This window comes from Streptomyces sp. NPDC026575 (assembly GCF_055567415.1).
The window spans coordinates 137,587-151,552 of sequence record NZ_JBVHQM010000008.1; the positions used below are offsets into that span (position 1 = coordinate 137,587).

The 13,966-nt window shown below is 72.8% G+C and carries 14 protein-coding genes; 8 read left to right on the top strand and 6 right to left on the bottom strand.

Annotation, left to right across the window (positions count from 1 at the left end):
• Nucleotides 1–64: 64 nt before the first annotated feature.
• Both ACZ4NB_RS13400 and ACZ4NB_RS13405 read right to left on the bottom strand, forming a co-directional pair.
• A complete protein-coding gene (locus ACZ4NB_RS13400) occupies nt 65–1,084 on the bottom strand; it encodes a ScbA/BarX family gamma-butyrolactone biosynthesis protein (RefSeq protein WP_467661001.1) in 1,020 nt (339 codons plus the stop codon).
• A 159-nt stretch (nt 1,085–1,243) separates the two neighbouring features.
• Nucleotides 1,244–1,861, bottom strand: coding sequence for a ScbR family autoregulator-binding transcription factor (locus ACZ4NB_RS13405; protein WP_467661003.1), 618 nt, complete (start codon nt 1,859–1,861; stop codon nt 1,244–1,246).
• A 149-nt stretch (nt 1,862–2,010) separates the two neighbouring features.
• Here ACZ4NB_RS13405 and ACZ4NB_RS13410 point away from each other — a divergent pair, with 149 nt between their 5' ends.
• Entirely contained in the window at nt 2,011–3,030 is a 1,020-nt protein-coding gene (locus ACZ4NB_RS13410) for an MDR family NADP-dependent oxidoreductase (protein ID WP_467661005.1), read from the top strand.
• 47 nt (nt 3,031–3,077) lie between these two features.
• Here the strand turns inward: ACZ4NB_RS13410 and ACZ4NB_RS13415 are convergent, their stop codons facing one another.
• Entirely contained in the window at nt 3,078–3,722 is a 645-nt protein-coding gene (locus ACZ4NB_RS13415) for a TetR family transcriptional regulator (RefSeq protein WP_467661007.1), read from the bottom strand.
• 464 nt (nt 3,723–4,186) lie between these two features.
• Here ACZ4NB_RS13415 and ACZ4NB_RS13420 point away from each other — a divergent pair, with 464 nt between their 5' ends.
• Nucleotides 4,187–4,951 carry an HAD family hydrolase gene (locus ACZ4NB_RS13420; RefSeq protein ID WP_393488648.1) on the top strand — a complete coding sequence of 255 codons (765 nt, stop codon included), beginning with the start codon at nt 4,187–4,189 and terminating at the stop codon, nt 4,949–4,951.
• A gap of 12 nt (nt 4,952–4,963) precedes the next feature.
• On the opposite strand, the gene ACZ4NB_RS13425 is transcribed toward ACZ4NB_RS13420, so the two are convergent.
• Together ACZ4NB_RS13425 and ACZ4NB_RS13430 are read right to left on the bottom strand one after the other, a co-directional pair.
• Nucleotides 4,964–5,815, bottom strand: coding sequence for a PaaX family transcriptional regulator (locus ACZ4NB_RS13425; protein WP_467661009.1), 852 nt, complete (start codon nt 5,813–5,815; stop codon nt 4,964–4,966).
• A 174-nt stretch (nt 5,816–5,989) separates the two neighbouring features.
• On the bottom strand, nt 5,990–7,591 hold the full coding sequence (locus tag ACZ4NB_RS13430) for an AMP-binding protein (protein WP_467661011.1): 1,602 nt from the start codon (nt 7,589–7,591) through the stop codon (nt 5,990–5,992).
• 176 nt (nt 7,592–7,767) lie between these two features.
• On the opposite strand from ACZ4NB_RS13430, the gene ACZ4NB_RS13435 reads away from it, so the two are divergent.
• The gene (locus tag ACZ4NB_RS13435) at nt 7,768–8,895 is read left to right on the top strand and encodes an acyl-CoA dehydrogenase family protein (protein ID WP_467661013.1); all 1,128 of its coding nucleotides are present in this window, start codon (nt 7,768–7,770) and stop codon (nt 8,893–8,895) included.
• Nucleotides 8,896–8,952: 57 nt separating this feature from the next.
• Here the strand turns inward: ACZ4NB_RS13435 and ACZ4NB_RS13440 are convergent, their stop codons facing one another.
• The gene (locus ACZ4NB_RS13440) at nt 8,953–9,504 is read right to left on the bottom strand and encodes a hypothetical protein (protein WP_467661015.1); all 552 of its coding nucleotides are present in this window, start codon (nt 9,502–9,504) and stop codon (nt 8,953–8,955) included.
• Between the two features lie 243 nt (nt 9,505–9,747).
• Between ACZ4NB_RS13440 and ACZ4NB_RS13445 the strand changes: the two genes are divergently transcribed.
• From ACZ4NB_RS13445 to ACZ4NB_RS13465, 5 genes are all read left to right on the top strand, one after another.
• Nucleotides 9,748–10,554, top strand: a complete 807-nt coding sequence (locus tag ACZ4NB_RS13445) for a VOC family protein (protein WP_467661017.1) — start codon at nt 9,748–9,750, stop codon at nt 10,552–10,554.
• Nucleotides 10,555–10,849: 295 nt separating this feature from the next.
• A complete protein-coding gene (locus ACZ4NB_RS13450) occupies nt 10,850–11,092 on the top strand; it encodes a WD40 repeat domain-containing protein (RefSeq protein ID WP_467661018.1) in 243 nt (80 codons plus the stop codon).
• A 148-nt stretch (nt 11,093–11,240) separates the two neighbouring features.
• Nucleotides 11,241–11,582 (top strand): hypothetical protein, encoded by a 342-nt coding sequence (locus tag ACZ4NB_RS13455; RefSeq protein WP_467661020.1) that lies wholly within the window; start codon nt 11,241–11,243, stop codon nt 11,580–11,582.
• Between the two features lie 463 nt (nt 11,583–12,045).
• Complete coding sequence (locus tag ACZ4NB_RS13460) at nt 12,046–12,615, top strand: GNAT family N-acetyltransferase (protein WP_467661022.1); 570 nt, start codon at nt 12,046–12,048, stop codon at nt 12,613–12,615.
• A gap of 121 nt (nt 12,616–12,736) precedes the next feature.
• Nucleotides 12,737–13,936, top strand: coding sequence for an alanine racemase (locus ACZ4NB_RS13465; protein WP_467661023.1), 1,200 nt, complete (start codon nt 12,737–12,739; stop codon nt 13,934–13,936).
• Nucleotides 13,937–13,966: the final 30 nt, after the last annotated feature.

The following is a 13,966-nucleotide window of genomic DNA, read 5'->3' on the forward strand; positions in this document are numbered from 1 at the left end:
CGGGCAGCGGGGCGGGGCCGTCCGCGGAGGGACGGCGTCCCTCCGCCGGCGCCACGGCGGCGCCTCAGAGAAGCGGCAGGCTGGTGATCCGCGCCGCGATCACCGGCTTGCCGTGCTGCTCCACGGCCACGTCGACCAGCATGCGGCCGTCACCCGCCCGCGCCTCGCCCGCCCGCGCCCCGGTCGACTCCGGGACGGTCCGGGCCCGTACCCAGCACGGCGCGTCCAGTTCGGCGTACCGCTCGAAAGCGCACTCCATCGCAATCGGCAGGGTGACCCCCGGCGTCACCACCTGCGCGGCCTGCCGGGCGGCCTCGATCATCAGCATGCCGGGGGCGTGGTCCACGGGCTGGTCGAAGAGCACCGGATGAGAGGTGTCCACCCGCAGGCGCCATCGGCCGGCGCGGACGGTGGGGGAGAGCACCACATCGCGCTCGCGGTCCCGGCCGACCAACTGCGGGGCGACGGGCGCGGGCAGCGGCAGCCTGCGCGCGTTGGCCGGCGTCAGCTCGCTGTACCTGCCGCGCAGCCGGCGGTAGACGGACGGGCTGTGGCACGCGTAGTCGAGCGTCGCGGTGGCCAGATCGGCGCCGTCGCGCCGCACCCGGAACTCCTGGCGGGCGCTGAGCAGCCGCTTGCCGCGGCGGCTCACCTCATGGTCGGTGACGTGCAGTTCCACCTCCGTCGGCGCACCGGCGGCGCTCAGCGCCTGCGGCATGAGGTCGTAGCGGATCCGCTGCCAGGTGACCGGGTGGTCGAGCGGCACGCGGTGGGCGAGATGGCTGAGCAGTATCCCGGCCTGCCGCATGGTCTCGATCAGCAGCAGGGGGTCGTGCAGCCGCTCGTGCGGCCCGTCGACCGACCCGTAGAAGCCGTGTGCGCGCGGCCACCGGGCGCTGACGACCCAGCCGTCGGCGGTGTCCCGCCGCCAGTTGGTCAGGAACACCTCGGACACCGCCGCACGGTGGCCGTACCCGTGCGGTGCGGTGGTGCTCAAAGGGGACGGTCGGTTTTCGTCGGCGAACCCGCCTCGGCCGTCGTGGCGCTGATCCGGAGACGACGGCATGAGGATGGCTCTGGCCATAGGTGTCCTCTCTGAAGTGCGGCTCTCAGCGCCCGAGACGGGCCGAGCCACGCTGGCGGCCCCCGCGCCACCAAGATACGGACCATGTGGTTTGTTCACCAGTGCTAAGGGGCGCTCCTCGGCCAGGCCGGGAGGGCGCCGGCGCCGGACGGGCAGCCGTCAGGCCGAGACCCGCGCCGCGCGGCCGCCCGGGTCGAGATGGCTCATCGCGCCGGGCGAGGCGAGACCCGGCAGAGTGTGCTTCCACAGCGCCGTGACGCGCTCGGGGAGATCGGCACGGTTGGTCGCGGCGCGCGAGAACAACTGCACGCCCATATAGGCGGCGACGAAGAACTCGGCTGCCCGGTCCGGCACCACACCGGGCAGCAACTCCCCTTTGTCCCGGGCCTCGCTGAACATCGTGCTGATGATGTCGGTCCACGCCTGGTAGGGCACCAGCGGCTCGTCGCTGAACGTCGTCTCGACCGCGATCCGGGTGCCGGCCTGCAGCAGCGGGTCGCTGCGCAGCGCCAGCGCCACCCGGTGGGTGAAGTCGATGGCGTCCTGCAACCGGGAGTCGCTGACCTGAGGGAGGAACGGGTCGGCCTGCTCGGTGATGACCGCGCGGGCCAGCGCTCCCTTGGAGGTGAAGTGGAAGTACACGGCTCCTTTGGTGACCCCGGCGCGCTGGATGATCTCGGCCATGGTGGCGGCCTGGTACCCGCGGCTGCCGATGACATGAGCCGCGGCTTCGAGGACCGCGCGCCGGGTGCGCACTGCACGTGCCTGCTTGACCACCGAACAGCCTCCGTATGCTCTCTTGGAGTTGCGCCGAGTGCGACCCGTCGCCCTGGCCGCGCAGTCTCTTTCGGCATCATAAAGAAGCCAACCAGGCGGTATTGAATCTGCGCGCCGTGGCGTGTACTACGACTTCGAGGAGCTGTCCGATGTCCCCCACCGCTCTGCCCGCCGCGCAGCGCGAGATCCGGCTCGTCCGCCATGCCGAAGGAGAGCCGACCAGCCGGCACTTCGTGGTGGCCGAGGTGCCGGTGCCCGAACCGGGGCCGGGGCAGGTCCTGGTGCGGACGCGCCTGATGGCGGTGACCGCGGCGATGCGGACGCAGATGAGCGGCGACTCGAAGCCGATGCCGCCCTTCGTACCGGGACGGGCGCTGTGGGGCTCCGCGGTCGGGGAGGTGGTGGCGGCGCCCGGCGGCGGCTTCACCCCCGGCGAGCTGGTGCACCACCGCTTCGGATGGCGGGAGTTCGCGGCGGTTGACGAGTCGCAGGTGCGCCGGCTCGACCTGGACGCGCTACCGGACCCCGCCGCGCACCTCTCCCAGGGCGCGACGGCCTGGGGCGCGCTGCGCCGGGCCGCCGAAGTCCGCCCGGGGGACACGGTGTTCGTCTCCGGGGCGGCCGGCGGTGTGGGCAGCCTGGCCGGGCAGCTGGCGCGGCGGCTGGGCGCCGCCCGGGTGGTCGGCAGCACCGGTTCGGAGCGCAAGGCCGCCCGGCTGCGCGCGGAGTTGGGGTACGACGACACCATCGTGCGCGGCGCCGGCCCGATCGAGCGGCAGCTGCGCCGGGCCGCCCCGGACGGCATCGACGTACTGCTCGACACCGTGGGCGGCGAGCAGTTGACCGCGGCGCTCGCGGTGGCCCGTCCCGACGCCCGCTTCGCGCTGGTCGGCGCGCTCTCCAGTCAGCTGGGCGCGACCGGCTCCAGCACCGCCCCAGTGGTGCTGGACACGGGACTGATCATCGCGCGGCGGGTGGCGCTGCGCGGTTTCGGGCTGCATGCGCACCCGGATCTGCCGCAGGAGTGGGCGAAGGAGTTCGGCCAGGGCCTGCGGGACGGTTCCCTGGTCTTCCCGCACGCCCTGCTGAAGGGCATCGAGCAGGCCCCGCGGGCGCTGTGCGAGCTCACTCAGGGCCGCCATGTCGGGGCCGTGCTGGTCGAGTTGTGATCCGCCCGCGCCCGCTCGTGGCGTACGGCCCCTGACGGCCCGCCGGGTCAGCCGGCGGCCGGCAGGCGGGCCGGCTCGGGCAGGCCGCCGGCCGGGATCCGCTCCGGCGAGGCGGACAGCAGCCCCCACAGGCCGACCACGGCCTCCCGGTCCCACCACGTCCCGTCCTCGCCGCCCAGATGCAGCAGACCCACCACGATCGAGGTCAGCAGCTGGGCGGTGCGGCGCGGTTCGGCGTCCGAGGTGTCCGCCGCGCTCGGCCGACCCGGCTCGCCGGTCCCGCAGGTCACCGCCTTGTCGAGGAAGAGCGCGTACCAGCGCTGCTCCAGGGCGTAGATACCGAGACCCGGCGCGGTCTCCGGCCGCAGGCGCAACCCGGCGCGCAGTACGGCGTCCGACTCCACCCGGCTGAACAGCTCGACGGCGAAGTCCTGCACCGCGGTCGCCAGCGGCTGCGGGGAGCGGGCGAAGCCGTTCTCGATCTCCTGAAGGGTGGCGAGTGCGGCGTCGCGCACCGCGAGGGTGAGGTCGTCCTTGGACGTGAAGTGGAAGTAGAGGGCTCCCTTGCTCAGCCGGGCCCGCCGGCTGATCTCGACCATGCCCGCGGCGGGAACCCCCTTCTCCAGGAAGGTCTCTGCGGCCGAGCGGATGAGTGCCTGGCGGCTCTGGATGGCGCGATGCTGGGTGGGCACGGTGTCCGTCCCGTCTCTAGTACGGCTGCGAAGCTGATTGCAGTCTACATAGAAAACCAACCATGCGGTTCGATATGGTCGGGGTGAATGGCCTGAACTGGTGCGCCCTGGCGAAAAGCTGACGTCGGGCCGTGGATTTCGGGCCTCCGGTGGCGCCTGCGGGCGCTGTGCCGCCAGTCTGGCCTTGCGGGGGAGCGTTGTCGACCCGTCAGGATGTGACAAAGGCACATTGACAAACAGCGCAGGCGGTTTTTAAATCTCCGAAGGCGGTAAACGGGACGATCCGTTCCGATGGAGCCGCCGCGACGGTCGCGTACCGCCCTTGGACAGCGTGTGCGCCATGGCGAGACCGCCTCTGCCTCTTACCAGTCGCCGACCGCAGGCCGCTCAACCAGCCGAGCCAGCAACGTCACCCGAACCCCCGTACCCCGCACCCCCATCGGAATCCGGAAAGGTCTCCAGCCATGCGCGTAGCAATGGAAGTCGGCGAACGTCCCGCGAGAGGCGCACGGGGGGCAGGAGGCGAGACGATCAGGGCGGCCGTCTTCGATCTGGACGGCACCCTCGCCAACACCATGCCGGCGATCAGCAAGCTGCTGGTCAAGGTGGCCTCGGAGCAGGGCTGTTCGGTGACCGCGCGGCAGGCGGCCTCCGCCATCGGCAAACCTCCCGGCCCCGCCTTCGGCCGGCTGCTGGGCAAGCCCGAGGACGACGGCCGGGTGCAGGCCGCCATCTCCCGCTACCGCGAGCTGTTCTCCTACGAGGTGCTGTGCCAGGGGCCGCAGCTGCTCTTCCCCGGTGTGACGGCGGGGCTGTCCGCGCTGCGGGCCCACGGTGTCGAGCTGGCCGTCGCCACGTCCAAGACCACCCGCAGCGCCGAGGCGCTGCTCGACGTCATGGGCATCCGCGACCTGGTCGGCCCGGTCATCGGCCAGGACATGGTCCGGCGCGGCAAGCCGCACCCGGAGATGGTGCTGCGGGCGGCCGGCCGGCTGGGTGTCGCGCCCTGGCAGAGCGCGTATGTGGGGGACACCGTGGGGGACATGCGGATGGCGGTCACCGCGCGGATGGCGCCGGTCGCGGTGACCTACGGCGTCGGTACGTTCGGCGAGCTGGCCGCGGTCGCCGGCACCCGGATGTGCAGCTCGTTCAAGGACGTGGTCTCGGTGATCGCCGCGGCCCGGCCGCGGCCGGCCGTCGCGGTGGGGGCTCAGGCGCGCCGCCGCTGAGGCGCGGACGCCTTACGGACCGGCGGTCGCCTGGTGCGCGTAACGGGCGCCCGTGGTCCGCAGCATGCCGTGCAGACTGCTGAACACCTCTGCCGCGCGGCCTCCCGGCCAGTCCTCCGGGAGGAGGGGAGCGGGCAGCCCGGGATCGGCGTACGGGAGGCGGCGCCAGGCGTCCAGGGCCAGCAGATAGTCGTGGTAGGCCGCCTCCGGCGGCACCGTGCGCCGTCGTGACCAGCGGCGCAGGACCGGCTCCTGCTCGTCCAGGAACGCGCGGTACTGCGCGGCGATGGCATCCAGGTCCCACCAGCGTGCCACCGCGTCCGCCGTGGCGGCGAAACCGGCGTGCGCGCCGGTGAACAGATCGACGTACGGGGCCAGTTGCAGCCGCTCCAGGGTGTGCCGGGTCTCCTCGTAGAGCTGTGCGGGGGCGATCCACACGCCCGGCGCGGCGGTGCCGAAGCCGAGCCGGGCCAGCCGGGAGCGGAGCAGATGCCGTTTGTGCCGTTCCTGCTCGGGGACGGAGAACACGGCCAGTACCCAGCCGTCGGCGGGCCGCGCGGGCGGCCGGCCGAAGATCCGCCGGTCGCCGTCCTCCAGGAGCTCGCGGGCCGCGTCGGACAGTCCGTAGGCGGCCGCTCCGGTGGCCGTGCGCGCGGGGACCAGCAGCCCGCGCCGCTTGAGCCGGGAGACCGCGGAGCGCACCGACGGCGGATCCACCCCCAGCGCCCCGAGCAGCCGGATCAGCGCGGCGACCGGCACCACGGCGGCCGCCTCGTCCGCCGCGCCGGGCTCGCCGCGCCCGTAGGCGCCGTAGAACGTGACGATCAGGGACCGCGGGGTGTGCTGTGCTTGCTGGTCGATCACCGGGTCACTCTAGGGCCTGTCCGATGGGTCCTGGCCGGGCCCGCGACGCCTGGCACGGCACCTCGCGGCGTTGCCGAATCATCCCGATAGCTCCGCTATCGAGACGCTCCGGCGCCTTGCGATGCACCGCACCAGACGCCGCGGCCTTTCCGACCCCGACCCATCGGACAGGCCCTAGAGGGGGGCACGCAACCGGAAGCGCTGGAGCTTGCCCGTAGGGGTGCGGGGGAGGGCGGTGTGGAAGACGATCTCGCGGGGGCATTTGTAGGGCGCGATACGGGTCTTGGTGAAGGCGCGCAGCGCGGCGATGGTGTCCGCCCCCTCGGGGACGCCGGCCCGCAGCACGACATGGGCGACGACGACCTGTCCGCGGTCCTCGTCGGCCCGCCCGACCACCGCGGCCTCGGTCACGTCGGGGTGCTGCAGCAGGGCGTCCTCCACCTCGGGCCCGGCGATGTTGTAGCCGGCCGAGATGATCATGTCGTCCGCGCGGGCGACGTAGCGGAAGTAGCCGTCGGGCTCGCGGACATAGGTGTCACCGGTGAGGTTCCAGCCGCCGCGGACGTACTCGGCCTGCCGGGGGTCGGCGAGATAGCGGCAGCCGGTCGGCCCGCGCACGGCCAGCAGGCCCGGTTCGCCGTCCGGCAGCGGTGTGCCGTCCGCGCCCACCACCCGGGCCTGGAAGCCCGGCACCGGCAGGCCCGTCATGCCCGGCCGGATCGCGTCGTCGGCGGCCGAGATGAAGATGTGCAGCAGCTCCGTGGCGCCGATGCCGTTGATGATCCGCAGGCCGGTCGCCCCGTACCAGGACTGCCAGGTCGCGGCGGGCAGGTTCTCACCGGCCGACACGCACCGGCGCAGCGAGGAGACGTCGTGCCCGTCGAGTTCGGACAGCATCGCCCGGTAGGCGGTCGGCGCGGTGAACAGCACCGAGATGCGGTGCGCCGCGATATCGGCGAGCAGCCGCCCGGGCCCGCCCCAGTCGGCGAGCAGCGTCGAGGCGCCGGCCCGCAGGGGGAAGACCACCAGCCCGCCGAGGCCGAAGGTGAACCCCAGGGGAGGGCTGCCGGCGAACACGTCGTCAGGGGACGGGCGCAGCACCCGTGCCGAGAAGGTGTCCGCGATGGCGAGGACATCGCGGTGGAAGTGCAGACAGCCCTTGGGGCGGCCGGTGGTGCCCGAGGTGAAGGCGATCAGCGCGACGTCGTCGGCCGAGGTCGCCACCGCGGTGTACGGCGCACCGCCGGGCCGGGCCAGCCGGCGCAGATCCTGCGGCCCGTCCCCGCCGTAGGTCGTGATCCGCAGCTCCGGGACCGCGGCCGCGGCGAGGTCGTCGACGGAGCGGGCGTCGCACAGTGCGTACCGCACCTGGGCGATCTCGCAGATCGTGGCGAGCTCCTTGGGGCGCTGCGTGGCCAGGACGGTCACCGCGACCGCCCCCGCCTTCATCACGGCGAGCCAGCAGGCGGCCAGCCACGGGGTGGTGGGTCCGCGCAGCAGCACGCGGTTGCCCGGCAGCACCCCGAGCCGGTCGGTGAGCACCTGGGCGATCGCGTCGACCTGCGCCCGCAGCTGCCCGTAGGTCCACACCGGACCGCTCGCGTCGCGCACCGCGGGACGGTCCGCGCCGAGCCGGGCGATGGTGCCGTCGAGGAGTTCGGCGCCGCAGTTCAGGCGGTCGGGGTAGCCCAGATCGGTGAGGTGCGGCCACTGCTCGCGAGGCGGCAGCCGGTCGCGCGCGAAGGTGTCGGCGTGGGCCGAGGACCGTAGCTCCATGGCGGATACGCCCCCTAGGGCGGCCGGGTGGCCGACTCGGTCGGCTGCTCGCCGGGCCGGCCGGGACCGGTGCGACGAGTGGTCGAGGACTGCCGTTCGGATGCTTCGTCAGCGTAACGTGTTGGTGACGGCAGTCAACAGACCGCGATAGAGGACCGCTACCAGGGAGCCGCCTCGTGACTGTATTCGCGCTGGGACCGGACGAGCGGCAATGGTGCGCCGAACTGCGCGCCATGACGGCCGAACGGCTGAGCCCGCTGGCGGAGAAGGGCGCGGCGGGCCGGGTCAACCGCCCGCTGGTCGCCACCCTCGGCGAACTGGGCCTGCTGCGCCGCCTGTTCCCCGCCGACGGAACGCTGCGCGCCCTGGACCTGTGCCTGCTGCGGGAATCCCTCGCCCAGGAGTGCACCGAGGCGGAGACCGCGCTCGCGCTCCAGGGCCTGGGCGCCTACCCGATCGTCCAGGCCGGCACCGACGCCCAGCGCGCCCGGTGGCTGCCCGAGGTGGCGGCCGGGCGCGCCGTCGCGTCCTTCGCGCTGAGCGAGCCGGGCGCCGGCTCGGACGCCGCCGCGCTGTCCCTGGCCGCCGAACCGGACGGCCCCGGCGGCTGGCGGCTGACCGGCGAGAAGTGCTGGATCTCCAACGCCCCCGAGGCCGACTTCGCCACCGTCTTCGCCCGCACCGGGGGCGAGGCGGGCGCGCGCGGTGTGACCGCTTTCCTCGTCCCCGCCGACCGGCCGGGTCTGACCGGCGAGCGCCTGGACATGCTCAGCCCGCACCCCATCGGGACGCTGGTGTGCGACGGCACGCCGGTGACCAGGGCGGATGTGCTGGGCGAGGTGGGCTGTGGATTCGCCGTCGCGATGGCCACCCTGAACCTCTTCCGGCCGAGCGTGGGCGCCTTCGCGGTCGGCATGGCGCAGGCCGCGCTGGACGCGGCGCTGGCGCACGCGGGCGCGCGCACCGCGTTCGGCGGCCCGCTGAAGGACCTGCAGTCCGTGGGCCACCAGCTCGCCGAGATGGCCACCCGGGTCGAGTCCGCCCGCCTCCTGGTGTACGCGGCCGCCTCCGCCTACGACACCGGGGCCCCGGACATCGCCCGCCGCTCGGCCATGGCCAAACTGCTGGCGACCGAGACCGCCCAGTACGTGGTCGACGCCGCCGTCCAGATCCACGGCGCCCGCGCGCTGCGCCGCGGCCACCTCCTGGAGCACCTCTACCGGGAGGTCCGCGCGCCGCGCATCTACGAGGGCGCGACGGAGGTGCAGCGCTCCATCATCGCCAAGGAGCTGTACCGGCACTGAACGCCAACCGCCCGTGCCGGCCTCGGACTCCGCCGCGCGGCCCCGCCGCGGCCGGCCTCAGCCGTTGAGCTTCCACACGCTGCCCAGCGTGCACTTGCCCGACAACGTGCCCTGCTCGCTGGGGCTCTTGATGAACGTGCCGGTCACCGTGGTGGGCAGGGTCTGGCCGGCGGCCACCTTGAGCGACGTGATCTGCACGACGCCGACGTAGCCGCCGGAGGAGTCGGTGAAGCGCACGCTGCCGTTGTACGTCGCCGGGCTCGTGGAGTTGCCGTTGGTCACGCTCAGCTTGGCGGTCAGCGTGGCGGCCGCGCTGTCGACCTGGCAGTCGGTGATGCGGATGTCCGACTCGGGCGGCGTGGTGGACCCGGAGGACGGCGAACCGGTCGTCGTCCCACTGGTGGTGGTGCCGCCGCTGGTGGTGCTGCCGGAGCTGCTGTATCCGCCGCTGGACGTGCTGCCGGAGCTGTACTCGCCGCCGGAGCTGCTGCTGGAGCTGCTGGAGCCGTGGCTGCCGCCGCAGCCCCCACCGTGCGAACCGCGCGCACCGGTCAGCGCGACGACCACCAGTGCGCACACGGCGACAGCGCGGACATGGCGAATCTTCATCCTGAGATCTCCCCCGTGACAGACGGCCGCCTCCCTGGGCGGCCACCGCGTACGCGTAGCCGTACGCGTACCCGATCGATGATGCGCCCGCGGGTCCCGCCGATGCGGGATTCCTTGACGAGCGCGCGTCAGGCTAGCAAGCGGACGCCCGGACGCCGAATCCCGGGCGGCAGGCGGCCGACGGGCGAGTGTCAGTGCCGGATGTCAGGCTGAAACCACGAAGGATCCGCGAAGGGAATCGCCATGATCACCACTGACTTCGTCCCCGGCTCCCCGTGCTGGATCGATCTCGGTACGCCCGATGTCGAGGTCGCGGCGGCCTTCTACCGAGCCGTGTTCGGCTGGCGGGCCGAACCGCAGGGCGAGCAGGGCGCGAGCGGATACACCCTCTTCCGGCTCGACGGGAAGGCGGTCGGCGCGGTCGCCCCGCTCACCGGGGACGGCGCCCGCTCCGCCTGGACGATCTACTTCCACACCCCCGACGCGGATGCCACGGCCGAGGCGGTGGCGCGGGCGGGTGGCGCGGTCCGCACGGCGCCGGCCCCGGTCGGGGCGGACGACGGCCGGTGCGCCCGGCTCGCGGATCCGCAGGGCGCGGAGTTCGCCGTCTGGCAGCCGGCGAGACATCCGGGCATCGAGGCCGCGGACGGCCCGGGCAGTCTGGGCTGGACGGAGCTGTACACCACCGACCCGGCCGCCGCGCAGACCTTCTACCGGACGGTCTTCGGCTGGCACACCCAGGACATGCAACTCCCCGGAGGCGGCGGCACCTACACCCTGCTCCGGCCCGCGAACTGCGGCGAGGAACGGATGCACGGCGGCCTCATCGGCGTCCCCGCCGACCTGCTCGGGCCCGGCGGAAAGCCGTACTGGCACCCGGTGTTCGTCTCGAAGGACTGCGATGCCACGGTCGGGCTGGTGACGGGCAACGGCGGCTCGCTGTCGATGGGCCCGGAAACCGCCGAGGACGTCGGCCGGCTGGCCGTCTGCACCGACTCGTCGGGCGCGGAGTTCGTCGTCCTCGCGCCGCAGGAGGGCGCTCTGGGCTGAGCACCCCTCGCCGGAAGTCCGACATATGGCGCCCCGGGCGCCGGGCCCTGCTCTTCGCCGGGCTCGGCGCCGCCGCCGTGGCCGTTCCGCTGGGCCTGTCCTCCACCTCCTTGCCCGGAGGCACCTCCCCGGGCAAGAAGACCGCACCCGCCGCGGGCGCGGGAGGCACCCGCCCCGCGCGTACCCCGTACGCCACGCTGCACGGACGCGGGGTGATGCATGCGGCGTTCAGCCCGGACAGCGAGGTGCTGGCCATCGGCACCGGCGACGGGACCACCGCCAACTCAGCCAGGCCATGGGGCACTTCATCGACGTCGCCCGTGTGGCGTTCAGCCCGGACGGCCGCACCCTGGCCACCGGCAACTGGGACCACACCGCGCGCCTGTGGGACGTGGCCGGCCAATGGAACATCGCCAAGCTCGCCGACACCTCCCTCGTCACCGGGCTCGCGTTCAGCCCGGACGGCACCGCCGTCGCCACAGGGAGCGGCGACAACGACGGCACCGTGCAGGTGTGGGACGTCAAGGACGTCCACTGACGCCCTGCCGAGCCCCGATCGGCGCCCGTGGCCGCGCGCCCAGACTCGGCGCGTCGGTCAACGGGGTCGGCGAATTTGCGATTAGCCTTTCGTAACTGTACGAGGTTGATCAATTACTGATCGCATCCGTTCAAAAACCGGAGATGACATGCACAAGTTCCGTAAGGCTGCCGTCGTGGCGGCAGTCCTCGGCAGCGTCGCCTTCCTCGGTGCCGGCTCGGCCCACGCCGACGGCGGCAGGCACGGGAAGGGCACCGAGTTCAACATCAAGCAGGGCAGCTCCTGCCGCTCGCACGACCTGAACGTCGACGTCCTCGGCGAGGTCGGCATCCTCAACGGCGTGCTGGGCAACGCGCTCGGCGGCGAGGGCTCCCCCGGCGCCCAGGAGACCAAGATGGGCTCCTCGGTCGGCTGCAACAACAGCTTCGCCGACGGCGGCGACAAGGGCGACAAGGGCGGCAAGGACGACAAGGACGAGAAGGACTACTGAGGGTGGCCAACGGCCCCGGGCAGCCGAGCCGCAGGCTGGGCGCCGGGGGCCCGCTCTCTCTCTTCGGCAGGGGCCGGGCGTCATCGCCCGGCCCCTGCCGGGCTGCTGAAACGCCGCCGACCAGGTTTCGCGGGGGAGTCTGGTCACCACCTGGCGTTCGGGCTCCGGCGTCAGGGAGGGGGTGTCCTTGGGGGTTGTCGAGGTGAGCCCATCGGGGCCCCGGGGCGCTCTTCGGTTCTGACGGGGGTTCAGTGCGCGGTCCCGGGCCCGGCCCGGCGATATGCGTGTGCGTTACACGCAGTCTTGGCGACGCGATCAGGAGGCGTTAGGTTAGCCTCACCTAAGCACTTGCCTGAATTCGTGTGTCCGCCAGGCAGTTGTGTACCCCCTGGGAGCCTCCGTGACTCGTTCGAGCAAGTCAATCGCGCCAGCGCCCTCGCCGGCGAGGGCGTCGGCCGAGCTTGTGATCGAGCATTACGACGGCACGGCCGTCACCTCGGACGTCGGGCGGTGGGCAGCCGCCTACGAGGACGTCTACGCGGACGCGCTGGGCCTCAGCGACCATCAGGACCCGCCCGTCTCGGACCGCCTGCTGCGGCATGCCGAGCGCCCCGGCTTCGGGCTGATGGCGGCTCTGCACGGCGATGAGGTAGCCGGATTCGTCTACGGATACACGCTTCCGCCGGACTCGCTGTGGTGGGACGGCCTGGTGCCGGATCCCGGTGCGGAGTTCACCCGGGAGTACCCCGGACGCACGATCGGGGTGTGCGAGTTGCTGGTCCGGCACCGATGGCGGCGCTCGCGCATCGGGCACGCGCTCTTCGAGGCGTTTCTCGCGGAGCGACCGGAGGAGCGCGCGGCGGCCTTCGTGTCCGAGGGCAACGACGTGATGCTCGCCACGTACGCCAAGTACGGCTTCACGCCCGTCGGTCGGATGGAGCCGTACCCCGGCTGGCGTCCCCATGTGGCGATCGTGCGTCCGCTCGATGGTGTGCGCCCGCTCGACGGAGTGCGTCCGCTCGCCCGCGGCTGAAGGCCCTTGCCGCTCCGGGCCCGCCCGGAAACCGAACTTTCCCCCGTCCCCGCCCCCGACCTGAGGCATCACCGTGTCCATAGAGTTGCCGCCGTCCGCAGCCCCGCGATCCGTCTACCCCGTGGACGTGGTCCCGGAGAGGGTTCGCGGCCGTCTTCTGGAACTGGCGCAGTCCCAGCCGCCGGTCTCCACCTACGTCTACGACGGAGACGTCGCCGCCGAGCGTGCCCGGGAGCTGCGCAGCGCCCTTCCCGAGTGGGCGGCCGTCTACTACGCCGTGAAGGCGAACTCCTTCCCCGGAGTCGTCGCGGCACTGGCGCCGTATGTCGACGGGTTCGAGGTCGCCTCCCGCTCGGAGCTCGAACTCGCCCTGTCGGCCAAGCCGGTTGCCGAGGGCGCCACCGCGCCCGTGGTCGCCGCGGGGCCCGCGAAGTCCGTTCCCGTCCTGACCGCCCTGGTCCGGGCCGGGGTCGAGGCGATCAACGCCGAGAGCCTGCTCGAACTGCACCGGATCAGCCGGATCGCGGTCGCGGAGGGCGTCCGCGCCAAGGTGGCGCTGCGCGTCAACCCGGAGACGATCCCGGTCACCGGCTCGCTGCACATGGGCGGTGTGCCCTCCCAGTTCGGTGTGGCGGAGCCGGACGTGCCCGGTGTGCTGAGGGAGGCCGTTCGGCTGCCCGGCCTGGACCTGGTCGGCTTCCACATCCACGCCGCCTCCAACAACCTCGACGCCGACTCCCATGCCGCGTATCTGCGCTGGTGCGTGGAGTGGAGCGGGCGGACCGCCCGCGAGAACGGGATCGAGCTGCGCCATGTCGACATCGGCGGCGGCATCGGCGTCGCCTTCGAGATCGGCGAGAAGCCCTTCGACGTCGTCCGCTTCGGGGAACTCGCCGCGCAGGTGGAGGTCCCCGAGGGCGTCAAGGTCGTGCTGGAGCCCGGCCGCTTCCTGGTCACCGACTGCGGCTGGTACGCCGCCGAGGTGACCGACGTGAAGGCTTCGTACGGCGAGTCCTTCGTCGTGCTCCGGGGCGGTATCAACCACTTCCAGCTGCCCACCTCCTGGGACATCGTGCACAACGTCGCGGTCCTGCCCGTCGAGGAGTGGCCCGAGGGCTGTCCCCGTCCCGCTGCCGAGGGCACCCGGGTGACCGTCGTCGGTGAACTGTGCACCCCGGAGGACACCCTGCTGCGCGACGTCAAGGTGGACCGGGTGCGCGCCGGCGACCTGGTCGTCTTCCCCAACGCGGGTTCCTACGGCTGGGAGTTCGCCATGCACGGCTTCCTCGGACACCCGGTCGCCGAACGACTTCTGCTCTGAACGAGCACCCGGCCGCCGCGGCCAGCCCCC